This is a genomic window from Sphingomonas sp. GW821-FHT03E12, assembly GCF_059420685.1.
Genome location: NZ_JBWKUF010000001.1, coordinates 389533 through 412109, shown reverse-complemented (window position 1 = coordinate 412109; position 22577 = coordinate 389533). Strand labels below are relative to the sequence as shown.

Here is a 22577-nt window from a genome sequence, read left to right as displayed (position 1 = left end):
TTCTCGCGCGATATAAGGGATGACTCCACTTTAGTACCAATTGACGGCCAGCCCTTCCTCTGAAACACGGGTCGCGAAAATCGAGGGAGGGGATTTGTGGCGCGGCGATTGTTGGCGTTGATACTCATGTTCTGCGGGTTCGGTGGTGCCGTCCACGCTTCGCCAGTCCAACCGGGGGCAGTCCAGCCGGGGAGCGTGTTGTGGGAGTTCCGCGCCGGCGGGCAGATCTGGGGATCGCTCACCCACGAGGCGGGCATGCTCTATTTCGGCAGCGACGATCGCCGCCTCTACGCGCTCGACACGGCCAGCCGCAAACTCCGATGGACGTTTGCGACCGGTGGCGCAATCCGTTCACAGCCTGCCATTGTCGGCGACCGCATCCTCGTCTCAAGCGACGACGGCTTCCTCTATGCCGTCGACCGCATGTCCGGGCGCGAGCGGTGGCGCTTCGATCTCAAGGCGCGCGATCTGCATCGCCGCCCGCCGTCGCCGGACACGCCCTATTTCGATTTTCTCCAATCCTCGCCGGTGGTGCATGCAGGAAAAGCCTATGCGGGCTCGCTCAGCGGTACCTTGTTCGTCATCGACGTCGCGACCGGCAAGCTCGATTGGAGCGTCGGGACGGGCGACGCGATCCGCAGTACGCCGGTCATCGCCGGAGGCCGGGTCTTTTTCGGCGGGTGGGACGATCATCTCTACGCGGTCGACCTGGCGACACGGAAAGTCCTCTGGCGCGCCGACACCGGCGGCGTCGTCCAGTCGACGCCTGCGGTCGATCGCGGGCGTGTGGTCGTCGGCAGCCGTAGTGCGCGGCTGATCGCCTATGACGTAGACACGGGCAAGGAAGCGTGGCGGCACGATTATACCGATGGCTCGTGGGTCGAATCCTCGGCGCTTGCCGCCAATGGCTTCTTCTATGTGGGCAGCTCGGACTCGCTCAAGCTTTCCGCGATCGCCGCGGACAGCGGGCGTGAGGTCTGGCAGTTCAAGGCCGGTGGCTGGGTCTGGGCGACCCCGGTGCTCGCCAACGGAACCCTCTATGCCGGCGCGATCAGCGCGCATCCCTATTATTTCGAGGGCGTGACGCTCAAGTCCGGTTTCTTCGCCGTCGATGCCGCGAGCGGCCGCCAGAAGTGGCGCTTCACGCCCCGGCCGACCCAGGGGTATGTCACCGGCGGCGTAATGGGCTCGCCGGTGATCGAGGGCGGGATTGTCTATGTCGGCGCGCTCGATGGCCGGATCTATGCGCTCAAGGAATGAGGTGCGCGATGCGTAACAGGAAATGGGACTCCATGATGAATCGGCTTGCCGTCCTCACCGCTGCGCTTGCCGCCGTCGCCACGCCTGCCCAGGCGAAGCGCGATCCCGCGCAGGTATTGATGCCGCCGCCAGGCCGCGATGCCGCGCATCAGCAATGGGGGTTTGCCGAGGCGGTGACGCACGGCGACACCGTTTATCTTTCCGGCGTGGTCGCCGGATTGTGGGGAGAGGAGACCGATGCCTCCGCCGCCTATGACCGCGCATTCCGGCAGATCGGGGACATCCTCAAACGCGCAGGCTCAAGCTGGGACGATGTAATCGAGATGACCACCTATCACACCGATCTCCCGGCCCAGCTCGATGCCTTCGTCAAGGTCAAGTCGCGCTACGTCACCGCGCCCTATCCCGCCTGGACCGCGATCGACGTCGACCGGCTTGTCCCCGACAAGGGGCTGGTCGAGATTAAGGTGGTCGCCAGAAGGACCAAATAGGGTTCGCGCATGCCCCATCTCGCTCACATCGCCCTTGTCGTCCGCGACTATGACGAAGCGCTCGCTTTCTATGTCGGCAAGCTCGGGTTCGAGCTGGTCGAGGACAGCTACCAGCCCGGGCAGGGCAAGCGTTGGGTGACGATCCGCCCGCCCGGCGCGCCGGACGACGCCGCGACCATCCTGCTTGCCCGCGCCGCGACGCTGGAACAGGCGCGCTTCATCGGCGATCAGGCGGGCGGGCGAGTCTTCCTGTTCCTGGCCACCGACGATTTCGACCGCGATCATGCCGCCTACACCGCCGCGGGCATCGAATGGGTGAGGCCCCCGGCGGTACAGTCCTATGGCAAGGTCGCCGTGTTCCGTGATCTCTACGGCAACCTTTGGGACCTGATCGAATTCTCCTCAGGCAGCACCGCGTCCTAGCTGCGGCTCACCCCGCGGGACACAGCGCCACGCTTCTGGAGCGCTGATCGATCAGGATAGCAAAATGCTGCAACGCATGTGCCCCGGCGAGCAGCTCGGGATAGCGATCCGAGACGCGCACCTCGACATCGGACAGGCTTGCCGCACCGATACGAAACGGGCCGCGTACCGTCGCCCGCCCGGTATCGACGGTGGTATTGGTCAGATGGCTCGTGGTTGCTGCCGTGACGGCGCCGCCCGAAACGCGATCGAACAGTGCCCTGGGCAGCACGAAGCTCACATTGGCGCCGGTGTCCAGATTGGCTTCGGCGGTCACGCCATCGATCGTCACCGGCACGCGGAACGGGCGGTCATAGCTAAGCACGCCCGCCGCGCCGCGCGTCAGACCGGGGCTGCGGCTGAATGTCAGCAGGCGTGCCGGATAGTCGATCACCAAGAGACCATCGCTGAAGAAATCGCGGCCGATAATCCCCGCAAATTTCGCTTCGGGCGCGAGGCGGCTGCCATAGTCGCGCGTGATCACATTGAGGTCGCGGCGCACCAGTCCGCCCAGCTCGAGCGTCGCGAACCGCGTCATCTCGACCTTTGCCGTCGCGACCCCGTCCGATGTTTCGCCTTCGCCTTCGCCTGCGACCGGCAGGCCGAGCTGCCTGACCAGACTCGCGTCGGCACGGCCCATGCCGCTCGCACCGGTATCGACCGCAAAGCGGAACGAGCCCGCGCCATCGACCTTTGCCTGGACATAGATGCGGCCATCGACCACCTCGAACGGCACTTGCACCAGCGCGTTGTTACGGGTGCTATCCACCAGTGCGCAGACCGCCGGCTCCTCTGCAGCGAGCGCCGCTTGTGCACCCGTCAGGCACAGTGCCGCCGCCATCACCGCCCTCGCTCCGCCGCTTCCGACCATTTCACCGCTCCATGTGACTTGCTGTTCTAATGCGCTGATACGGAAGATGCGGTCAATCGGGGGGCGTCTTGGCGGCGGGCCACCGTACATGGTACGAAGCCGGCCTTTCCATCGAAAGGCTTGCTCCATGCGCCGTCTCGCCCTGCTTGCCGCTACCGCGTCGCTTGCCGCCCTTGCGACGGCGCCGGCCGTTTCCAGTGCCGCCGTGCCGGCCCCGCAGGCGACGCCCAAGCCCAAGCCGACTCCCACGCCCAGCCCGAAACCGGGCGGCAGTGGCGGGCACGTCAAGCCGTTCAGCGGGGTGGGCGGTGCCGATCTGGCGCCCACCCCGACTCCGACGCCGACACACAAGCACCCGAACTAAGGCGGTTCTGTTCTGTTGCTTTCCGGAGTCGATCGATGAGCCTCGCCCTTGCTCTGTTTGCCGCCGCTGCTGCGCAGCAAGGGGCAATCGACCCCGCAGCTCGAACCGCGATCGAAGCGACTTGCTTCGACTATCTCGATGGTCAGCTCGAAGGCGATCCCGCGCGCGTGGCCCGTGCGCTGCATCCGGATCTCGCGAAGCGCCGGGTGCTCGGCGACACGCCTGACGAGAAGCTTGGGCTGCGCCGGATGAGCAAGGAGGAGCTGGTCGACCTGACCCGGCAGGGCGCGCTCAAGACGCCGAAGGCACAGTGGAACCGATCGTGCCGGGTTCTCGACGTGGCGGGCAACGCGGCGGTGGCGCGCGCGGAAACGCCATGGTTCGTGGACTATTTCCACCTCGGCAAGTTTGGCGAGCGCTGGATCATCGTCAACGCGCTCTGGTACCAGAAGCCGCGCGGAAACTGACCTTCGGGCCTCTTGCTCGTGGCATCGGGCTTTGCCAGACCCGGCGCATGACGCCGTCCTTTGCGATGATCGACGACTTCCTCGCCAACCCGCTCGAGATGCGGCGGCAGGCACTTGGCCTCGGCTTCGATCGGGCTGCGAAGGATGCCGGCGCGAATTTCCCGGGCGTCACCTCTGCGCGGGCGCTGCCGATCCCGGGTCTCGACGAGACGGTCTCACGCATCGCGGGGCGCCCGCTGGCGGGTGCGCCAGGCACGTTGCATGGCCATTGCCGCCTGACGCTGCGCAATGATCGCGGGGCGAGTGGGGTGCATTGCGACCCCGCCGCCTATTCGGGAATCCTCTATCTCAGCCTGCCCGAACATTGCCGTGGCGGCACCGATTTCTACCGGCATCGCCGCACCGGGCTGGAGCGGGTTCCGGCGACGCTCGACGGCGTCGCCGCTGCGGGATATCCGACGGGCGACGCGCTCGTGGCGGACGTGATCAACCGCGACACGATGAAGCCTTCGGCCTGGGAACGGAGCTTCACCGCGCCGATGCGCTTCAACCGGCTGATCCTGTTCAGCCCGTGGATGTTCCATAACAGCGCCGCCGGGTTCGGCGCCGGGCCGGACGACGGCCGGCTGGTCTATCTCATGTTCTTCGCGCCGGCATGAGCGAGGCGCCGCTCTCCCTGACGGGCATCGCCGAAGCGCCGGTGACCCCCGACCAGTCGGCGCCCGATGTCCGGCATCCGCCCTTCGTGCTCGTCGCGATGGCAGCGCTTGCCGGGGCGGTGCTGGTCCTCGCGATCCTCGGTCGCACCATCGCCGGCGGCAGCTGCTTTACATTCGACAGCGCGATCATGCTGGCATTGCGCCAGGACGGAAACCTTGCCGCCCCCGCCGGACCGCTCTGGCTCAAACAGGCGATGATCGACGTGACCGCGCTGGGCGGGGAGACGGTGCTGACCCTGGCCGCGGCGGTCACCATCGGCTTTCTCATTGCCAGCCGCCATCTGCTGGCGGCGGCGTTGGTCTTTGCCGGTACCGTCTCCGGCTCGATCGCGGTCGCGTCCGTCAAAATCTGGGTCGGGCGCGAACGGCCCGCGCTGGTCGATCATCTGGTCGAGGTCGGTTCGGCGAGTTTCCCAAGCGGCCACGCCGCCAACAGCGCGATCATCTATCTGACCATCGCCTTGCTCAGTATCCAGGTGATCACCCGCCGCGCCGCACGCTGGTTCCTGTTCGCCGTCACACTCCTGCTGGTCGCCGCGATCGGCGTGAGCCGCGTCTATCTCGGCGTCCACTGGCCCAGCGACGTGCTGGCCGGCTGGAGCTTCGGCGCGCTCTGGGCGCTGGCATGGTGGGCGTTTGGCAGCTGGCTGCGGTTGCGGCTCAGCCGGTAACGCTGCGCGTCAGTGCGCCCAGCGCTCGCCCAGCACCTCTGCCTTGTCGTTCTGCCAGCGCACTTCCATCGCCGGTTCGTCCTTGCGGCCCGGCGCAAACAGTTCGTAGATCGTGGCGCCACTGTCGACCTGGCGGCTCTCGATCACGCGTTCGGGGGTGAAGGCGTCCTTCTTCGCCGCGGCGGCGGTGCGGACCGGCGCAGGCGCGGCGGCCCAGTCGATGTCTCGCTGCACCTCGACGGCGGTCAGCTTGCCGTCTGCCCCCTGAAGCACATCGATCTCGACTTCGCTGCCGTCGGGGCGTGTGCCTTCGACGTCATAATAGACCCGCCCCTCGCGTTCCTTGCGCTCGGCTTCCGCGATGGTCATCCCCGGCACGGTCGCCTCGACCAGCTCGGCAAGACCTGCGGGCAGGTCGGCCTCGGCCACATTGCTGATCGACGTCGTCGGCCCGGCCGAGAGGATGCCGTTATCGGCTTCGATCGCATTGTTGGTCGTGTCGGCGGCGGGCGAGCAGGCGGCCAGCGCGGTGGCGAGGGCAAGCAGGGGGACGGCGCAGCGCATCAGGATTCTCCTCGGGGAAACCGGTGTCTATCCTGCGCCGGGCGTGCGCGGCGCGCAACCTTCGTCGCGGCGAAGCGATTCATCGTCGAGGGAGACTCACCATGTTCGTCGCGGCCTATTGGTGGAAAGTGCATCCGGGCAAGGAGGCGCAGTTCCGTGCCGCCTGGCGTCGCGGCACGGCGCTCATCCAGGCGAAATACGGCTCGCTCGGATCGAGGCTGCATCGCGACGATCACGGGTGCTTCATCGGCGTTGCCGAATGGCCCGACCGCGCAACCTGGCAGGCCGCGTTCGACGCCCGGATGGTCTATGACGAGCCGGAGACCCGCGCTGCCTTCGTCGATGCCATCGCCGATACTGCGCGCGAGCCGATGCTGCTGATGGAGGTCACCGACGACCTGCTCGATCGCTAGCTCAGCCGTGCGCCACTGCCGAGCGGACGAAGGGATCGATCGCCGCCTTTTGCTCAGCGCGTTTCCATGCCTTTTCGTGGAAGAAGAAGGCGACTGCGTTGATGCATGGCTCGATCAGGGCGATCCCGCCCGCCAGCGCCAGCGAGCCGGTAAAGGCATAGGCGACGCTGAAGCCGACGGTCAGGTGGACCGCGAGATAGGTCAGCGTTTTCAGCAGATCACGTTGCATGGGTGGTTCCTCGTGACGTGGAACCGCCAATCTAATGCATCAGGAAATCGATCTGTAACGCGAAGATGTGGCCTGAGTTATCGCCCCAATCGATCAGGCCGCTGCGCGAAGCTCCAGCCGTTCCCAGATCTCGACCAGCGCGGCGGTCAGCTCGCGCATCATCGCCTCGTCATGCGCCGGACCGGGCGTGAAGCGCAGCCGTTCGGTACCGCGCGGTACGGTCGGGTAGTTGATCGGCTGGACGTACACACCGTACTCGGCGAGCAGGATGTCGCTGATCCGCTTGGCCTTGACCGGGTCGCCGACCATCAGCGGCACGATGTGCGTCACCGTGTCCATCACCGGAAGGCCGGCCTCGGCCATCATTGCCTTGAGCTTCGCGGCGGCCGCCTGTTGTCCGGCGCGTTCCTCGCTCGATTGCTTGAGATGGCGCACCGACGCCAGCGCGCCCGCGACCAGTACCGGCGAAAGCGATGTGGTGAAGATGAAGCCGGGGGCATAGCTGCGGATCACGTCGATGATCGTCTGGTCCGCGGCGATATAGCCGCCCATGACGCCGAACGCCTTGCCCAGCGTCCCCTCGATGATCGTCAGCCGCGATGCCGCTTCGTCGCGCTCCGAAATCCCGCCGCCGCGCGCGCCGTACATGCCGACCGCATGGACCTCGTCCAGATAGGTCAGCGCATTATATTTGTCGGCAAGGTCGCAGATGGCGTGGATCGGCGCGACGTCGCCGTCCATCGAATAGACGCTCTCGAACGCGATCAGCTTGGGTGCCGCGGGATCGTCCGCCGCGAGCAGCTCCTCCAGATGCGCGATGTCGTTGTGCCGCCAAACGCGCTTCTCGCAGCCCGAATTGCGGATGCCCGCGATCATCGATGCGTGATTGAGCTCGTCCGAATAGATGATGCAGCCGGGCAGCACCTTGGCGAGCGTCGACAGTGTTGCCTCGTTCGAGACATAGCCGCTGGTGAACAGCAGCGCGCCCTGCTTGCCGTGCAGATCGGCGAGTTCGCCTTCCAGGTCGACGTGATAATGCGTGTTGCCGCCGATGTTGCGCGTGCCACCCGATCCCGCGCCGACGTCATGGAGCGCTTCCTCCATCGCGGCGATCACCTTGGGGTGCTGACCCATTGCGAGATAGTCGTTCGAGCACCAGACGGTGATGGGCTTCGGCCCGTTATGGCCGTGGAAGCAGCGCGCGTTGGGGAACATGCCCTTGTTGCGCAGGATATCGATGAACACCCGATAGCGGCCTTCGGCATGCAGCCGGTCGATCGCCTGGGTGAAGACGCGCGAATAATCCACGGCGCGCGGAGTCGTGTCGGTGCTCATGGCCGGCCCCGATAACGGTTTCGCTCGCCGAATGCCAGCGCGGCGGGGCGCGATTGTTTCCATAAGCGCGATCGAAGCGGTCGATTCTGGCGCATTCCTATCCTCTACCGGGACTCAATAGCGGCTTCATGCTATAGAAATACCACCGCAGAAACGGGACTCCGAGCATTTCCGCGGCTGAGAGCCATCGCACTCCCGCTTGGATCGAGGGAGACGGACATGGAACGCAATGACTATGCCTATTTCAGACAGCGCGAGGCCGACGAGCGCGATTGTGCGGAGCGCGCGCAGGATCTGACCGCGCGCCGTGCACATCTCGACATGGCCGAGCGCTATGCCGAACGGGTGCGGTCGATGGCGCCGTCGGCGACGCCTGAGGCTGCCTAGCTGACCCGACGCCAAGGCTGAACGTCGCGGACATCAAGTCTGCACACGCCGGTCAATCGATGCGACCCGATATATTGGCGCACCCGCGCATCGTAATCGGACTTCAGAGGATCGGCGAACGCCCAGTCGCGTGGCTGGAAGGTCGAATAGCCCCCAAGCGTCGGCACGCGCCAGATCTGCGCGAGCAGCATCGAATCGTCGTTATGCGGATGCTTGGCGTGCATGGCCTCGCTGCGATAGAGCGGCTCCCCAACCCGGGTCTGCACCGCGTAGAAGCTGCGGCATTCCGCGGGCGGCGCGGGGATGGCGGTCAGCGGCGCCCAATAGGCCGAGCGGCTGAGCTGTGCCGATGAGCCGGTATTGAGTTGCTCGGCGAGCAGCAATGCCACCAAGGCCATGCCGATTGCGCGCCGCTCGGCGAGCAACGCCATCAGCCTGTGCCGGTAGACCGCGGCGACGATCAGCAGCACGGGCAGGACCAGGAAGATCTGGTAGCGCAGCACGACGCGAAGCCCCTTCGCGCCCGGCACGAGATGGAACACCGCTCCCCAGGGCGAAGCGACCCAGAGCTGAAGCGTCAGCAGCCAACTCGCCGCGATCGCCATGGCAAAGGCGAACAGCACCGGATCGGCGGGAACACGCCGCCGCAACACGCGCCACAGCGCGGTGACGGCCAGCACGAAGAGCAGGACCGGGAAGCCCGATTCATGCTCACCCCCGAACACGCGGCGCGGCAGATCGGGATCGGGTGCGAACAGGCCGAGCAGCGCGCCCATCCCGCTGTTGATCCAGCCCCAGAGGAGGTTGGCCGGTCCGGTGTTCACCAGATCGATCGGCGTGACCAGATAGCCGAGCATCTTCCAATAGCCGTGCCCGCCCGACTCGCCCGCCTTGGGCAGATAGACGGTGAGGAAAGGGATCACCCCGACCGCAAAGATCGCGAAGCAAATTCCCAGCGTTGCCGCATGGGCCTTGAGCAGCGCCAGGGCCTTGCCCGGCCGCCAGTTGCCGGTGGCGATCAGCCAGCACAGCACGAACACGCAGGCGAACCACAAGGTGAACCACGCCATGTAGTAAGCGGTGACCAGCCATGCCGCCATCAGCACCGCGAGCGCGCCGCCCGTCAGCCGTGTGCGCCGCCGGTTGCCGCTTGCCTCCGCCCGAACTGCGCCGATTGCGAGGATCATCGCGACTGGCACCAGTCCCACGCTCTGGAGCTGGGCGTGAACCGCATGGACCGTCATGCTGTTGCAGATGGTGAAGAGCGCTGCGACCAGCAGCGCGACCGGCGCCTGCCAGCCCAGTGTCCGCCGTGTCAGCCACCAGCTCGCGACAAAGCCGATCGTCTTGAACGTCGCGGCGTTCAGCGTGTCCGATACGAACGGGTCGAACCACATCCGCCAGAAGGAATAGATCAGGCCATAGAGGAAATAGCCGTCATTATAGCCGAGCGTGCCGGGGTGCGGATGGAAGTAGATCGGCGTGTTCCACAGCGAATGACCGCTCAGTACGTTGCGCCAATGTTCGAGCAGGCTGATCTCGATGATCCCGTCCGCACGGTCGCCGAAGCCGAGATCGAAGCCGCTCCACACCGGGTCGCGGAACGCGATCAGCATCGCCGCCAGCCAGACCAGCAACAGCCAGACCCATTCGCGGCGGCCGGTCAAAGCGCTTCGATCTTCTGTATCCCGTACCCTGCCAGCGCCGGCGCAAGCGCTTGCGCGGCATCGTTGAGACGGGTGAACACCGTAATGCCGGGCGGCGGGGTATCCGGCCATTCCTGCCCGTCGGTCAAATAGGCGATTCGCCGCGCAATGCCGGGCCCGCCATCGACAAAGGTCACGGGATGCGGCGCCACGGCGGCAAGCTCGGCCTCGACCAGCGGGAAATGCGTACAGGCATTGACGATCACATCGATCCGTTCGCCGCCCGGCCGGGCGAACAGCCCGTCGAGCACCGCGCGGAAGCGTGCGGGATCGGGTGTCTTGCCATGCAGCTTCGCTTCGGCGAGCTGGACCAGCTCCGCGCTGCCATGGCGGATCACCGTGCAGTCCGCGGCGAACTGCGCGGCGAGATTATCGACATAGGGCTGGCGCACCGTCGCTTCGGTTCCGAGCACGCCGATCACGCGCGTCCTGGATAGCAAGGCGGCTGGCTTGATCGCGGGGACGGTGCCGACGATCGGGATGTCGAGCGCGGCGCGGACATGCGCGAGCGCGATCGTCGACGCGGTGTTGCACGCGATGACGATCAGCCGCGGCCGGTACCGCTCGGCCAGCCGCCCGAGCAGCGCGGGCACGCGCGCTGCGATCTCCTCCTCGCTCTTGGTCCCGTAGGGGAAGCCCGCGCTATCCGCGGCATAGACGAGCGGTGCGTGCGGCAGCAGTGCGCGTGCAGGCGCGAGAACTGACAGCCCGCCTACGCCGGAATCGAAGAAAAGGACGGGCCGGGTATCGGCCATGCGGTGCGGTCGCCTGTTTGAGGGTTGTTGCGCCCGCTTATCGAAATACCTAGCTTCGGCGCAAGCAAGGGGAAGCACGCTGACGACCGAAATCCTTTGGGGACCGCCGACGCTGGCGCTGCTGCTGGGCTATCTGCTCGGTTCGATCCCGTTCGGCGTGCTGCTCACGCGGATCGCGGGCACAGGCGATCTGCGCTCGATCGGATCGGGCAATATCGGTGCGACCAATGTGTTGCGCACCGGCCGCAAGGGACTCGCTGCGGCGACGCTGCTGCTCGACCTGCTCAAGGGCGCGGCAGCGATCTGGATCGCGGAGGCGCTGTGGCCGGGCCACGGCGTGGTCGCGGCGGCCGGCGCATTCTTCGGGCATTGCTATCCGGTCTGGCTCAAATTCCGGGGCGGCAAGGGCGTCGCGACGCTGATGGGCATCGTCCTCGCGCTCCATTGGCCCTCGGCGCTGGTCTATGCGGCCGTGTGGCTCGGCTTGCTTGCGGCACTCCGTATTTCCTCGGTTGCAGGCATGCTCGCGGCGGTGAGTGCGCCCGCAAGTGCGGCTTTCTTTGGCCGCTTCGATATCGTGCCGCTGCTGCTCGGGCTCGCGCTGATCGTGCTGTGGAAGCACCGCGAGAATATCGCGCGGCTGCTCGCCGGGACGGAGCCGCGCGTCGGCCGAAAGAATGGGTGAGGGCGAGGCTGACCTCGCCCGTCTCCGGCTGATCCGCTCCCCGCGCATCGGCCCCGTTACCTACCGCCAGCTGATCGCCCGCTTCGGAACCGCGGAGGCGGCGCTTGACGCGCTGCCTGCACTGGCGATGCGCGGCGGTGGCGGCGCTGCGCCCATGATCGCCGACTCAGGTGCGGCCCGGCGCGAGATGGCCGTGGTGGCCAGGCTTGGCGCGCGGCATCTGTTCCTCGGCGATTCCGCCTATCCGCCGCTGCTCGCCGAGCTGGAGACAGCGCCTCCGGTGCTGATCGTGCGCGGCAATCTGGGTCTCTTGCATCGCTCCTGCGTGGCGATGGTCGGCGCGCGCAACGCGTCGGCAGCGGCCTGCCGCTTCGCCCGTCAGCTTGCCCAGGGACTGGCGGAGGCCGGGGCGACGATCGTGTCGGGGCTGGCGCGCGGGATCGACACCGCTGCACATCAGGGCTCGATCGGCGGCGGCACCGTCGGCGTGATCGCGAGCGGGATCGACATCGCCTTCCCGCCCGAGAATCGCGATCTGCAGGAACGGGTGGCCAGCGAGGGCCTGTTGCTCGCCGAACAGCCGCCGGGCGCCGAGCCGCTCGCCCGGCATTTTCCGTCGCGCAACCGGATCATCGCGGGTCTTGCGCAGGGAACGGTCGTGGTCGAGGCCGCGCCACGCTCGGGTTCGCTGATCACCGCGCGGATCGCTGCGGAGGCGGGGCGCGAGGTGATGGCGGTGCCCGGCTCGCCGCTCGATCCGCGCGCGCAGGGATGCAATCTGCTGATCCGCGAGGGCGCGACACTGGTGCAGACTGTCGAAGATATTCTCGAGGCGATCCGTCCGATCGACACGCGGGCCGTGCGCGCGCCCGTCAGCGGCTTCGAAAGCGAACCTGCGGCGGAGCCGGGCGAAGCCGAGCGCCGCCGGATCCAGGCGCTGCTCGGCCCGGTGCCGGTGCCGGTCGACGAGCTGATCCGGCAGGCTGGGCTTCAGGCTGCGGCGGTGCAGCTGGTGCTGCTCGAGCTCGAGCTTGCCGGGCGGCTGGAGCGGCACGCGGGTGGGCGGGTGAGCCTTGGCTGAGCTTCACGCCGCGCGCAGGCGGATATGGGCGGCGCGAAGGGCCATGGGGTAGAGGATCTCATTCTCCGCTCGCACGCGTCGCTGCAGCGTGTCCAGCAGGGCCTGCAGGCTGGTCACGAAGCCGTCGCGATGCGCGGCGATCGAGGGCTCGTCCCAGTGCGCGACGAAGCTTCGCCAGTCGCTGGCGACCGACGCGAAGGCGTTGATCGCTTCCTCCGCCATGATCCGCTGGCCGGCATCGCCGCTGGCAAGCAGCAGCGGATAGATCTGCTCATCCTCGATCGCGAGGTGCGGGGTTAGCAGGGAATCGAGCCGCCCGAGGCTAGCGGAAAGCGTCGCGGCTCCGGCGCCGTCTTCGATCTCTCGCACAAGATCCCGGACCACCGCAAAGATGGCGCTGTGGTCGTGCATGAGATCCTCGAACGACAGCATCCCGCCTCGTCTAACGGTGGAATCACACCATCCAATAACCGGAATGGGTTAAGAACCCGTCGCATCCGCCTCTTGACGCCTGGCGGGGCGCCTTCCCATCCTCGCGCGTATACGCGAAGCCTCAAATCGGAACCCCATGCAGCTGGTCATCGTCGAATCGCCCGCCAAGGCGAAAACCATCGAGAAGTATCTGGGCAAGGACTATCGGGTCCTGGCCTCCTATGGCCATGTCCGCGACCTGCCGCCCAAGGACGGGTCGGTGAAGCCCGATGAGGGTTTCGCGATGGACTGGGAAACCTATGCCGACAAGGCGAAGCAGCTCAAGGCGATCACTGACGAGGCCAAGAAGGCCGACCGTCTGATCCTCGCCACCGACCCCGATCGCGAGGGCGAGGCGATCAGCTGGCACGTGCAGGAACTGCTCGCGAAGAAGAAGGCGCTGCCCAAGGAGGTCGAGCGCGTCACCTTCAACGCGATTACCAAGCCCGCGATCCTCGAAGCGATGGCGAACCCGCGCCAGCTCGATACCGACCTGATCGACGCCTATCGTGCGCGCCGCGCGCTCGATTATCTCGTCGGCTTCACCCTCTCGCCGGTGCTGTGGCGCAAGCTGCCCGGCGCCAAGTCGGCCGGCCGCGTCCAGTCGGTCGCGCTGCGCCTGATCGTCGAGCGCGAGCGCGAGATCGAGCTGTTCAAGCCGCAGGAATATTGGTCGGTCACTGCGCATCTCGAGCATGACGGCACCGCATTCGACGCGCGCCTGACCCGCTTCGAGGGCAAGAAGCTCGACCGCCTGTCGATTGGCGACGAGGGCACCGCGAGCCGCGCCAAGGCCGCGGTGGAGCAGGGCCGATTCTCTGTTGCCTCGGTCGAGACCAAGCCGGCGATGCGCAACCCGCCGCCGCCCTTCGCGACCTCGACCCTGCAGCAGGAGGCCGCGCGCAAGCTGGGTTTCTCAGCCAGCCACACGATGCGGATCGCACAGGCGCTCTACGAGGATGGCGCGATCACCTATATGCGGACCGACGGCGTGCAGATGGACGGCAGCGCCATCGACGCCGCGCGCAAGGCGATCGTGAATCGCTATCAGGCAAGCTACATCCCCGACAAGCCGCGCCAGTATCAGACCAAGGCCAAGAACGCGCAGGAAGCGCATGAGGCGATTCGCCCGACCGACTTCAGCCGCGACAAGGCGGGGTCGGGCGATCATGCCAAGCTCTACGATCTGATCTGGAAGCGTGCACTGGCGAGCCAGATGTCGTCGGCCCGGATGGAACGTACCACCGTCGAGCTGGAGGAGCCCACCGGACAGGATGCGCTGCGCGCGACGGGCCAGGTGGTGATCTTCCCCGGTTATCTGGCGCTGTACGAGGAAGGCCGCGACGACAGCGACGACGATGATTCGCGCCGCCTGCCGGTGATCCGCAATGGCGATACGCCCGCCAAGAAGGGCGTCGATGCCGAACAGCATTTCACCCAGCCGCCGCCGCGCTTCTCGGAAGCTTCGCTGATCAAGCGGCTCGAGGAGCTCGGTATCGGCCGCCCCTCGACCGTCGCTGCGATCATTCAGGTGCTCAAGGACCGCGCCTATGTCCGCGTCGAGAAGAACCGATTCTTCGCGGAAGAGAGCGGGCGGCTGCTGACTGCGTTTCTCGAGCGCTTCTTCGAGAAATACGTCAACTACGACTACACCGCCGGGCTTGAGGAGGAGCTGGACGATGTGTCGGGCGGCCGCGCCGGATGGCAGGCGGTGCTCGATGCCTTCTGGAAGGATTTCCGCCCGCGCACCGACGAGGTGATGGAGCGCAAGCCGAGCGAGGTGACCGAGGCGCTCGACCAGTTCCTCGAACCCTATCTCTTCCCCGACAAGGGCGACGGCAGCGATCCGCGCCTCTGTCCGTCGTGCGGCGAGGGCCGCCTCGCGCTGCGCGGCGGAAAGTTCGGTGCGTTCGTCGCCTGCTCCAACTATCCCGAGTGCAAGTTCACCCGCCGCTTCGGCCAGCCGGGCGGGGAAAATGGCGGCGACAGCGGGCCGGAAGTGATCGGGCAGGATCCGGTGACGGGCGAGGACATCTCGCGCCGTTCGGGGCGATTCGGGCCGTATATCCAGCGCGGCGAGGGCAAGGAGGCGGCGCGTGCCTCGATCCCCAAGGATATTCCCGAATTCGACCTCGACTGGGCGGTGAAGCTGCTCAATCTCCCGCGCACCATCGGCGATCATCCCGAGAGCGGGAAGCCGATCACGGCATCGATCGGCCGTTACGGTCCCTATCTGGCGCATGACGGCAAATATGCGCGACTGTCGTCGACGATGGACGTGTTCGAGACCGGCATGAACGCTGCGGTGGTCAAGCTCGCCGAGGCGGCGAATGGTGGCGGCCGGTCACGCGGCGCAAGCCGGGAGCCGCTGAAGGTGTTTGGCGCGCATCCGGAGTCGGGCGCGGAGATCAAGCTGATGGAAGGGCGCTTCGGCCCCTATCTCACCGACGGCACGACCAATGCGACTCTGCCCAAGTCGGCCGATCAGGCGGCGTTGACGTTCGAAGAAGCGGTGCAGCTGATCGACGCCAAGGCTGCGGCGGGGCCGGCCAAGAAGAAGGGCCGCAAGGCGCCGGCGAAGAAGGCTGCGGCGAAAAAGGCGCCGGCGAAGAAGGCTGCGGCGAAAAAGAGCTAGGCTGATGGCGTGGCAGCCTCCGCCCACGCAATATTGGACCTATCTGCCCGCCGGCTTTCTGCTGCTGGTTCTCGCCTTGGTCGCCGTTCTCGCGTCCTATCGCGAACCAAGGCCTGGAAAGGCGGCGCCAGCGTCATTTGGTCCCTTGATCCTGCAATCCCGGGCATCGTCGGAAGATCTGCGGTCCTGTCTGGCGGCGTGGCGAGCGAAGGGACTGTGGCTGGGTCCCGAGCGGCGCGGCAGCGGCCGGCGGATCGGATGGCACGGAACCTGGCGGAGGCTCTACAGCGAGCCGGACGCCCATCGGGCAACCAACTCGGCGCGACAACTGGTCGTCGATGTCATCGACCAGGGGGCGGACAGGACAATCCGCGTCTTCACGCGCTCGGGAAGCCGTTGCGCAACTCGGAGCGCAAGGTGCTGGAAGCCTGTGCTGGCGCTGCGGGGTGATCAGGCCGCGCGCAGCGTGATCATCTGGAGCCAGGAGCGGGCCTGTTTCTGCGCTTCGATGATCTCGCGCGCGGTCATGTCCTCGGCCACCTCGGCGCGCATGTACGGCGCGTGGGCGCTGCCCTTGAGCGCCGCGATGTTGAACCATTTATGCGCTTCGATCAGGTCGACATCGATACCGGCGGCGCCGCTCGAATAGACCATGCCAAGCTCATAGGCCGCGTCCGGGTTGCCCCGTGCCGCGTCGGCGAGTCGGCTATCGATCAGGAACTGTGCGCTCTTGAGACTGTTGCCCATGATAATGCCCCACTTTTGGTCTGTATCCTCATGGGACGCAGCCTGCGGCATTCATGGTAACCAAAGCGTTAACGGCGTTTTGCGTTCAGAAGACGGCACCAGCCCGCTCCCCCGCCCAAGGTTCCGGCGATGCGAAGCATCGTTCGAAAGGCTGCGGAGGGTGGTGCCGAACTCGGTAGATATTAGCTAGCCTCGACGGCGATGTTGTCGATCAGACGCGTACCGCCGATCCGGGCGGCGGCGAGCAGGCGGCGGGGCTTGCCCGAAACCGGCGCACCAAGCGTTTCGGCATCGGCCAGCTCGACATAGTCGATCTCGAACCCCGCCGCCTCGAGCGAGGCGCGGGCGATCGCGAGGGCGGCATCGGCATCTTCGCCCTTCTCGATCGCCTTCGCCGCGACGCCCAGCGCCCGCGGCAGTGCCACCGCCGCGGTGCGATCCTCGGGCATCAGATAGACGTTGCGCGAGGAGAGAGCGAGACCGTCATCGTCGCGCTGCGTCGGCACGCCGCGCACGTCGATGTCGAAATCGAGATCGGCGACCATCCGCCGGATCACTGCGAGCTGCTGGAAATCCTTCTCGCCGAACAGCGCGACGTCGGGCTTCACCTGGTTGAACAGCTTGGCCACCACGGTGGCGACGCCGTCGAAATGGCCCGGCCGCGCGGCACCGTCGAGCGGTTCGCTGACGCCCGAGACCGCGATGTTGGTCGAATAACCCTCGGGGTACATGACCTCGACCGGAGGTAGCCAAAGAAGGTCCACCCCGGCATCGCTCAGCAGACGCGAATCAACCTGCTCCTTGCGCGGATATTTGGCGAGGTCCTCGTTCGGACCGAATTGCTTCGGGTTGACGAAGATCGATACGACAACGCGGTTCCCGGCGAGCTTCGCCTCGGTCACCAGCGCCATATGCCCGGCGTGCAGCGCGCCCATCGTCGGCACGAACGCGATCCGCTCTCCCGCTGCACGATATCCCGAAATGGTATCACGAAGTTCGGAGAGCTGACGGACGGTTTGCACGCGAATGAGGCCTTGGATATGGACGGGAAGCGCGGCCTTCTATGGGGGGTAGGCCCAGGGATCAATCAAGGAAGTTAATCGGTGGGCGAAGCGTCGAACCCGTTGCATGTGATCGTCTTCGCAAACGAGAAGGGGGGTACGGGCAAGTCCACTACCGCCGTCCATACCGCGATCGCGCTGGCGGCAAGGGGCGCGCGAGTCGGCTGTCTCGATCTCGATCATCGTCAGCGGACCCTGGGCCGTTATCTCGACAACCGCGCCGAATCGATCAGGCGCAGCGGACGCGAGCTGCCGATGCCGCGCTACGAGACGCATGACGGCGAGAGCAACGATCTGTTCTCGGAGACGCTCGAACGGCTGGGGACCGACAGCGACTTCCTGATCATCGACACACCTGGCCGCGACGACAAGTTCGGCCGGATCGCGATCACCAATGCCGATACGCTGGTGACGCCGATGAACGACAGCTTCGTCGATTTCGATCTGATCGGCCATGTCGATCCCGACACGTTCAAGGTCGTGCGCCCCAGCTTCTATTCGGAGCTGATCTGGGATTCGCGCAAGCGCCGCGCCAAGGCCGACGGCGCGACGATCGACTGGGTCGTCCTGCGCAACCGGATGCAGCATATCGAGGCGCGCAACATGAAGCGGGTGTCGGAAGCAATCGATCAGCTCGCCAAGCGCGTCGGCTTCCGCGTCATCCCCGGCCTGTCCGAACGCGTCATCTATCGCGAGCTGTTTCCCAAGGGGCTGACGATGCTCGACGCGCGCGAATTCGGGCAGATGGGTCTGGCGCATGTCGCTGCGCGGCAGGAACTGCGCGAGATGATGGCCGGCCTCGCTTTGCCCGAGACCGTCAGCACCATCCCCGTCTTTGCATGAGGGCGCAGCGGTGATCTGGAAGTTTCTCACCGCCATCGCCATCGGCTGGCTCGGCTGGCGGATGTGGCATGGCTGGGGTCGTCCGCTGCCCGGCACGCCCAAGCCAGCGCCCGTTCAGCCGCCACCCGCAGGACCGGATGCGGACGCGCGCGCCGTGCTCGGCGTCGGCCCGGAGGCCGGGCCGGAAGAGATTCGCGCCGCGCATCGCAGGCTGATCGCCAGCGTCCATCCCGATCGCGGCGGCTCGCCCGAACTGACGCGTCAGGTGAATGCTGCACGAGATGCGCTACTCCGCAAAACTGGCGATTGAACTTTCCGCGCCGCTCGCGAATTGGGCGGTTATTGAATCACCCGGAGGCCTCATGACGCATCGTTTCGATCCGACCTCGCTTCGCGAGTATGACATCCGCGGCATCGTCGGAAAGACGCTGGGAGTCGAGGACGCGCGCGCGATCGGGCGCGGCTTCGCGACCCTGCTGCGCCGCGCGGGCGGGCATCGCGTGGCGGTGGGCCGCGACGGCCGCGTCTCCTCACCCGAGCTCGAAGCCGCGCTGGTCGAAGGTCTCACCGCGTCGGGCTGCGACGTGGTGCGCGTCGGCATGGGGCCGACGCCGATGCTCTACTACGCCGAAGCGATCCTAGAGGTGGATGGCGGCATACAGATAACCGGCAGCCATAATCCCGGCGATTATAACGGCTTCAAGATGGTGTTTCAGCACCGTCCCTTTTTCGGCCAGGACATTCAGGAAATCGGCAAGCTTGCCGCGGCGGGTGACTGGGACGACGGCGAGGGGACCGTCAGCGATGCGGACATTCTCGACGACTATGTCGGGCGCCTGTTCGCCGGCTATGCGGGCGGCACCTTCCGGATCGGCTGGGACACCGGCAACGGCGCCGCGGGCCCGGTGATCGAGAAGCTGGTGGAGCTCCTGCCGGGTGAGCATCATACGCTGTTCACTGATGTGGACGGCAATTTTCCGAACCATCACCCCGATCCTACCGAGGAGAAGAATCTGGCTGACCTGCGGCGGCTGGTCGCGGAGAAGAATCTCGATTTCGGACTGGCTTTCGACGGCGATGGCGACCGGATCGGTGCGATCGACGGCGAAGGCCGCGTGATCTGGGGCGATCAGCTTTTGTCCATTCTGGCCGAACCTGTTCTGAAGAAAGCGCCCGGCGCGACGATCATCGCCGATGTGAAGGCGTCGCAGATGCTGTTCGACCGCGTCGCCGAGCTCGGCGGGCAGCCGCTGATGTGGAAGACCGGTCACTCCCTCGTGAAGACCAAGATGAAGGAAACCCACTCGCCGCTCGCCGGCGAGATGAGCGGGCATATCTTCTTCGCGCAGGACTATTACGGCTTCGACGACGCGCAGTACGCGGCGGTGCAGCTGATCAACGCCGTCCATCTGATCGGCACGTCGCTGACCGAGATTCGCGGCAACATGCCCGCCTTCGTCAACACGCCGGAGATGCGCTTCCAGGTCGATGAGAGCCGCAAGTTCGCGGTGATCGACGAAGTGCTGGAGCGGCTCAAGGCGGCCGGCGCCGACGTCAACGACACCGACGGCGCGCGCGTCAATACGCCGGACGGATGGTGGCTGTTGCGCGCGTCGAACACGCAGGACGTGCTGGTCGCGCGCGCGGAGGCACGGAGCCAGGAGGCGCTCGATCGCCTGCTCGCGCAGATCGATGCGCAGCTTGAGGCCAGCGGACTCAAGCGCGGTCCCCAGGCCGCACACTGAAGCCGGCACATTGAACGATGCCCTGCTGTTCGGCTGGCTCGCGGCGCGCTCGATCGCGCGCGGGCTGCCGGCACCCGTGGCGGATCGCGGCGGATTTCGGGTCGACACCGCGGGCGAGGTGGAAGTCCGTCGCTGGGCGTTCACCTCGCCCGGCGAGGGCCTGTCGGAGTTGGGGCGCACGCTCGACGCGCCGGGCTATTTCCTGAAGCTGTGCGGCAAGGGCGAGGATCTGCTGGCCGCACTTCCCCCACGCTGGCGGCTCCAGGATGAGCCGGGCTATGTCATGTGGGGGCCGGAGTCCCCGCCGCCGCCGGCCCCGTTGCCCGAAGGCTACAGGTTGCAGCTCGACCGCGATGCGCGCGGCAGCCGCGTCGCGATTCTGGCGGCGGACGGTGCGCTGGCGGCGAGCGGTACCGCGGCCGAGGCTGCAGGCGTCTTTGTGTATGACCGGATCATCACCGAACCGGATCATCGCCGCCGGGGGCTGGGCCGCGTGGTGATGGCGGCGTTGCGCGAGACACGGGCGGACCACAGCGCGACCGAACTGCTCGTCGCCACCGACGACGGACGCGCGCTCTACGCCACGTTGGGGTGGACGGTGATCTCTCCGTTCATCACCGCCGAAATCCCCGCTGCCTGATCCGCGTTTCGACTCGCTTTTCGCGCTTCGACCGCCCACTTAGGCTGGCATGGCCCCCCCGCCCCAGATCATCCGCGTCATCGACCTTGAGACCACCGGCGAGAAGCCGCCCGCGCACGCCGTGTGCGAGATTGGCTGGCAAGACGTCGCGCTGGGCGCTGACGGGCGCTGGGAGCTTTACGGCGAGGGTGGCAGCCGGATGGTCAATCCGGGCCGCCCGATCCCGCCGCTGACCATGGCGATCCACCATATCCGCGACGAGGATGTCGCTGACGCACCCTGGTGGCACGATGTCGCGCGCCCGATCCTCGATCCCTGGCCGCGCCGCGTCGCGCTGGCGGCGCATCGCGCGAGTTTCGAGGAACAGTTCTGCACGCCTGCACTCACCCGCGGCGCAGACTGGATCTGCACCTACAAATGCGCACTGCGGCTGTGGAGCGACAGCCCGGGCTTCTCGAACCAGTTCCTGCGCTACTACCGAATGCCGGACGGGCTGGAGCATGAACGCGGCCTGCCCGCGCACCGCGCCTTTCCCGACGCCTATGTCACCGCCCACCATCTGCGCGACATGCTCAACACGGTGAGCGTCGAACAGCTGATCGAATGGTCGAAGCTGCCGGGACTGCTTCCGCGGGTTCGCTACGGCCCCGATCGCGGCAAGGAGTGGAGCGAGATCGACGACGACGCGCTCGACGCGTTCCTGCAGGATCGCGATCCCGACATTCGCTATACCGCTGAAGTCGAGCTCGAGCGGCGGCGGGGGCATGGGCGCGTGGTGCGGCCGGACCGGCAGCCCGCCCTGTTCTGAACGAGCGGACTGGACGTCGCGGCATCCCTTATTAGTATGACTATATGTTCAAACCCGCACGCCATGCGTCGATCGCACTCGCCCTGACATCGTTGCTGTCCGCCGCGGCAGCTTCCTCGCAGGAAGCATCGACGCCGGTGCTGCACAGCGGCTTCACCTTTGTCGCCGCCCCCTATCCCGAGGTGCATGCATCGACGATCGTCGAGACTCGCGCGGGCACGATCCTGGCCGCTTGGTTCGGCGGAACCAGGGAGCGCAACCCGGACGTCGAGATCTATGTCGCCCGCTATGAAAATGGCGTGTGGCAGCCCGCCGCCAGTGTCGCGACCGGCGCGCAGCCGGACGGCAGCCGGCTCCCCACCTGGAACCCGGTGCTGTTCCAGCCGAAGAACGGCCCGCTGACCCTGTTCTACAAGATCGGCCCGAGCCCTCAGAAATGGTGGGGGATGGTCATCACTTCGACCGATGACGGCCGGACATGGAGCAAGCCGCGGCGCCTGCCCGACGGCATTCTCGGTCCGATCAAGAACAAGCCGGTCGAACTGGCCGACGGAAGCTGGCTGTCGCCATCAAGCACCGAGAAGGAGGGCAATCGCTGGGCGCTCCATTTTGAGCGCAGCAGCGATCAGGGGCGAAGCTGGCAGGCGAGTGCGCCAGTCGAATCGCCGGAAGGAATCGATGCCATTCAGCCCAGTATCCTGTTCCACAAGGACGGGCGGCTTCAGGCGGTCGCGCGCACCCGCGAAGGCGTGCTGGCGTCGAGCTGGTCGAAGGACGGCGGCAAGAACTGGTCGGTGCTGTCGGCAATCGACCTGCCCAACCCCAATTCGGGGACCGACGCGGTGACGTTGGCCGATGGTCGCCAGCTGATCGTCTACAACCACAGCGCACACAGTATGGGCAGACCGAGCAAGGGCTTCCGCTATCCGATCAACGTCGCGGTTTCCGACGACGGGGAGCGCTGGCACAAGCTGCTGACGCTGGAGAGCAAGCCACTCGGGGCCGGCTATGCCTATCCCGCGGTGATTCAGGCGCGCGATGGACGGGTGCACATTACCTACACCTGGGACCGCAAGCGGATCCGGCACATCGTGCTCGATCCGGCGCGGCTGCCGCGCAGCACTGCGGCCGACGCGGAGGCCGTGACCGGGCCATAGGGGCAGCCCG

27 protein-coding genes are annotated in these 22577 nt (G+C 66.5%); 18 read left to right on the top strand and 9 right to left on the bottom strand.

What is annotated here, in order from left to right; all coding sequences use genetic code 11:
* Positions 1-195 precede the first annotated feature (195 nt).
* From AC07TU_RS01855 to AC07TU_RS01845, 3 genes are read left to right on the top strand one after another with little or no spacing between them, the layout of a single operon-like run.
* Positions 196-1260: an outer membrane protein assembly factor BamB family protein gene (locus AC07TU_RS01855; RefSeq protein ID WP_495186214.1), complete on the top strand. Its 1065-nt coding sequence runs from the start codon at positions 196-198 to the stop codon at positions 1258-1260.
* Between the two features lie 32 nt (positions 1261-1292).
* A complete protein-coding gene (locus tag AC07TU_RS01850; RefSeq protein ID WP_495186213.1) occupies positions 1293-1751 on the top strand; it encodes a RidA family protein in 459 nt (152 codons plus the stop codon).
* A gap of 9 nt (positions 1752-1760) precedes the next feature.
* Positions 1761-2174 carry a VOC family protein gene (locus AC07TU_RS01845; protein WP_495186212.1) on the top strand — a complete coding sequence of 138 codons (414 nt, stop codon included), beginning with the start codon at positions 1761-1763 and terminating at the stop codon, positions 2172-2174.
* 7 nt (positions 2175-2181) lie between these two features.
* On the opposite strand, the gene AC07TU_RS01840 is transcribed toward AC07TU_RS01845, so the two are convergent.
* Positions 2182-3084: an aspartyl protease family protein gene (locus AC07TU_RS01840; RefSeq protein ID WP_495186211.1), complete on the bottom strand. Its 903-nt coding sequence runs from the start codon at positions 3082-3084 to the stop codon at positions 2182-2184.
* 127 nt (positions 3085-3211) lie between these two features.
* On the opposite strand from AC07TU_RS01840, the gene AC07TU_RS01835 reads away from it, so the two are divergent.
* From AC07TU_RS01835 to AC07TU_RS01820, 4 genes are read left to right on the top strand one after another with little or no spacing between them, the layout of a single operon-like run.
* Positions 3212-3448 carry a hypothetical protein gene (locus AC07TU_RS01835; protein WP_495186210.1) on the top strand — a complete coding sequence of 79 codons (237 nt, stop codon included), beginning with the start codon at positions 3212-3214 and terminating at the stop codon, positions 3446-3448.
* Positions 3449-3483: 35 nt separating this feature from the next.
* Positions 3484-3915, top strand: coding sequence for a nuclear transport factor 2 family protein (locus AC07TU_RS01830; protein WP_495186209.1), 432 nt, complete (start codon positions 3484-3486; stop codon positions 3913-3915).
* 47 nt (positions 3916-3962) lie between these two features.
* Positions 3963-4574 (top strand): DUF6445 family protein, encoded by a 612-nt coding sequence (locus AC07TU_RS01825; protein ID WP_495186208.1) that lies wholly within the window; start codon positions 3963-3965, stop codon positions 4572-4574.
* Positions 4571-5305, top strand: coding sequence for a phosphatase PAP2 family protein (locus AC07TU_RS01820; RefSeq protein ID WP_495186207.1), 735 nt, complete (start codon positions 4571-4573; stop codon positions 5303-5305). Before AC07TU_RS01825 ends, AC07TU_RS01820 begins: the two co-directional genes overlap by 4 nt.
* A 9-nt stretch (positions 5306-5314) precedes the next feature.
* Here AC07TU_RS01820 and AC07TU_RS01815 read toward each other — a convergent pair whose 3' ends face one another.
* A complete protein-coding gene (locus tag AC07TU_RS01815; RefSeq protein ID WP_495186206.1) occupies positions 5315-5869 on the bottom strand; it encodes a hypothetical protein in 555 nt (184 codons plus the stop codon).
* A gap of 101 nt (positions 5870-5970) precedes the next feature.
* Between AC07TU_RS01815 and AC07TU_RS01810 the strand changes: the two genes are divergently transcribed.
* Positions 5971-6282 carry an antibiotic biosynthesis monooxygenase family protein gene (locus tag AC07TU_RS01810; protein ID WP_495186205.1) on the top strand — a complete coding sequence of 104 codons (312 nt, stop codon included), beginning with the start codon at positions 5971-5973 and terminating at the stop codon, positions 6280-6282.
* Position 6283: 1 nt separating this feature from the next.
* Here AC07TU_RS01810 and AC07TU_RS01805 read toward each other — a convergent pair whose 3' ends face one another.
* Positions 6284-6511, bottom strand: a complete 228-nt coding sequence (locus AC07TU_RS01805) for a DUF2061 domain-containing protein (protein WP_495186204.1) — start codon at positions 6509-6511, stop codon at positions 6284-6286.
* Positions 6512-6604: 93 nt separating this feature from the next.
* Entirely contained in the window at positions 6605-7846 is a 1242-nt protein-coding gene (gene hemA, locus AC07TU_RS01800) for a 5-aminolevulinate synthase (protein WP_495186203.1), read from the bottom strand.
* Between the two features lie 219 nt (positions 7847-8065).
* Here hemA and AC07TU_RS01795 point away from each other — a divergent pair, with 219 nt between their 5' ends.
* The gene (locus AC07TU_RS01795; RefSeq protein WP_495186202.1) at positions 8066-8233 is read left to right on the top strand and encodes a hypothetical protein; all 168 of its coding nucleotides are present in this window, start codon (positions 8066-8068) and stop codon (positions 8231-8233) included.
* Here the strand turns inward: AC07TU_RS01795 and AC07TU_RS01790 are convergent.
* On the bottom strand, positions 8230-9900 hold the full coding sequence (locus tag AC07TU_RS01790; protein WP_495186201.1) for a hypothetical protein: 1671 nt from the start codon (positions 9898-9900) through the stop codon (positions 8230-8232). The genes AC07TU_RS01795 and AC07TU_RS01790 overlap by 4 nt on opposite strands.
* The gene (gene murI / locus AC07TU_RS01785; RefSeq protein ID WP_495186200.1) at positions 9897-10694 is read right to left on the bottom strand and encodes a glutamate racemase; all 798 of its coding nucleotides are present in this window, start codon (positions 10692-10694) and stop codon (positions 9897-9899) included. The genes AC07TU_RS01790 and murI overlap by 4 nt, the downstream gene beginning before the upstream one ends.
* 79 nt (positions 10695-10773) lie before the next feature.
* On the opposite strand from murI, the gene plsY reads away from it, so the two are divergent.
* A complete protein-coding gene (gene plsY, locus AC07TU_RS01780) occupies positions 10774-11379 on the top strand; it encodes a glycerol-3-phosphate 1-O-acyltransferase PlsY (protein ID WP_495186876.1) in 606 nt (201 codons plus the stop codon).
* The gene (gene dprA, locus AC07TU_RS01775; protein ID WP_495186199.1) at positions 11372-12460 is read left to right on the top strand and encodes a DNA-processing protein DprA; all 1089 of its coding nucleotides are present in this window, start codon (positions 11372-11374) and stop codon (positions 12458-12460) included. Before plsY ends, dprA begins: the two co-directional genes overlap by 8 nt.
* A 3-nt stretch (positions 12461-12463) precedes the next feature.
* Here dprA and AC07TU_RS01770 read toward each other — a convergent pair whose 3' ends face one another.
* The gene (locus AC07TU_RS01770) at positions 12464-12892 is read right to left on the bottom strand and encodes a hemerythrin domain-containing protein (protein ID WP_495186198.1); all 429 of its coding nucleotides are present in this window, start codon (positions 12890-12892) and stop codon (positions 12464-12466) included.
* 136 nt (positions 12893-13028) lie between these two features.
* Between AC07TU_RS01770 and topA the strand changes: the two genes are divergently transcribed.
* Positions 13029-15566, top strand: a complete 2538-nt coding sequence (gene topA, locus AC07TU_RS01765; RefSeq protein WP_495186197.1) for a type I DNA topoisomerase — start codon at positions 13029-13031, stop codon at positions 15564-15566.
* Positions 15567-16016: 450 nt separating this feature from the next.
* Here topA and AC07TU_RS01760 read toward each other — a convergent pair whose 3' ends face one another.
* Together AC07TU_RS01760 and panC are read right to left on the bottom strand one after the other, a co-directional pair.
* Positions 16017-16313: a hypothetical protein gene (locus AC07TU_RS01760; RefSeq protein WP_495186196.1), complete on the bottom strand. Its 297-nt coding sequence runs from the start codon at positions 16311-16313 to the stop codon at positions 16017-16019.
* A gap of 182 nt (positions 16314-16495) precedes the next feature.
* Positions 16496-17335 carry a pantoate--beta-alanine ligase gene (gene panC, locus AC07TU_RS01755; RefSeq protein WP_495186195.1) on the bottom strand — a complete coding sequence of 280 codons (840 nt, stop codon included), beginning with the start codon at positions 17333-17335 and terminating at the stop codon, positions 16496-16498.
* Positions 17336-17416: 81 nt separating this feature from the next.
* Here panC and AC07TU_RS01750 point away from each other — a divergent pair, with 81 nt between their 5' ends.
* Genes AC07TU_RS01750 through AC07TU_RS01725 form a run of 6 tightly spaced genes read left to right on the top strand, consistent with a single transcriptional unit; the run spans position 17417 to position 22567 of the window.
* Positions 17417-18217: a division plane positioning ATPase MipZ gene (locus AC07TU_RS01750; RefSeq protein ID WP_495186194.1), complete on the top strand. Its 801-nt coding sequence runs from the start codon at positions 17417-17419 to the stop codon at positions 18215-18217.
* Positions 18218-18227: 10 nt separating this feature from the next.
* The gene (locus AC07TU_RS01745) at positions 18228-18527 is read left to right on the top strand and encodes a J domain-containing protein (protein WP_495186193.1); all 300 of its coding nucleotides are present in this window, start codon (positions 18228-18230) and stop codon (positions 18525-18527) included.
* A 52-nt stretch (positions 18528-18579) separates the two neighbouring features.
* Entirely contained in the window at positions 18580-19962 is a 1383-nt protein-coding gene (gene pgmG / locus AC07TU_RS01740) for a phosphoglucomutase/phosphomannomutase PgmG (protein ID WP_495186192.1), read from the top strand.
* Between the two features lie 10 nt (positions 19963-19972).
* Positions 19973-20602 (top strand): GNAT family N-acetyltransferase, encoded by a 630-nt coding sequence (locus AC07TU_RS01735; protein WP_495186191.1) that lies wholly within the window; start codon positions 19973-19975, stop codon positions 20600-20602.
* 49 nt (positions 20603-20651) lie between these two features.
* On the top strand, positions 20652-21410 hold the full coding sequence (locus AC07TU_RS01730; protein ID WP_495186190.1) for an exonuclease domain-containing protein: 759 nt from the start codon (positions 20652-20654) through the stop codon (positions 21408-21410).
* Between the two features lie 44 nt (positions 21411-21454).
* Positions 21455-22567, top strand: coding sequence for a sialidase family protein (locus AC07TU_RS01725; protein ID WP_495186189.1), 1113 nt, complete (start codon positions 21455-21457; stop codon positions 22565-22567).
* The last annotated feature ends 10 nt before the right edge of the window (positions 22568-22577 follow it).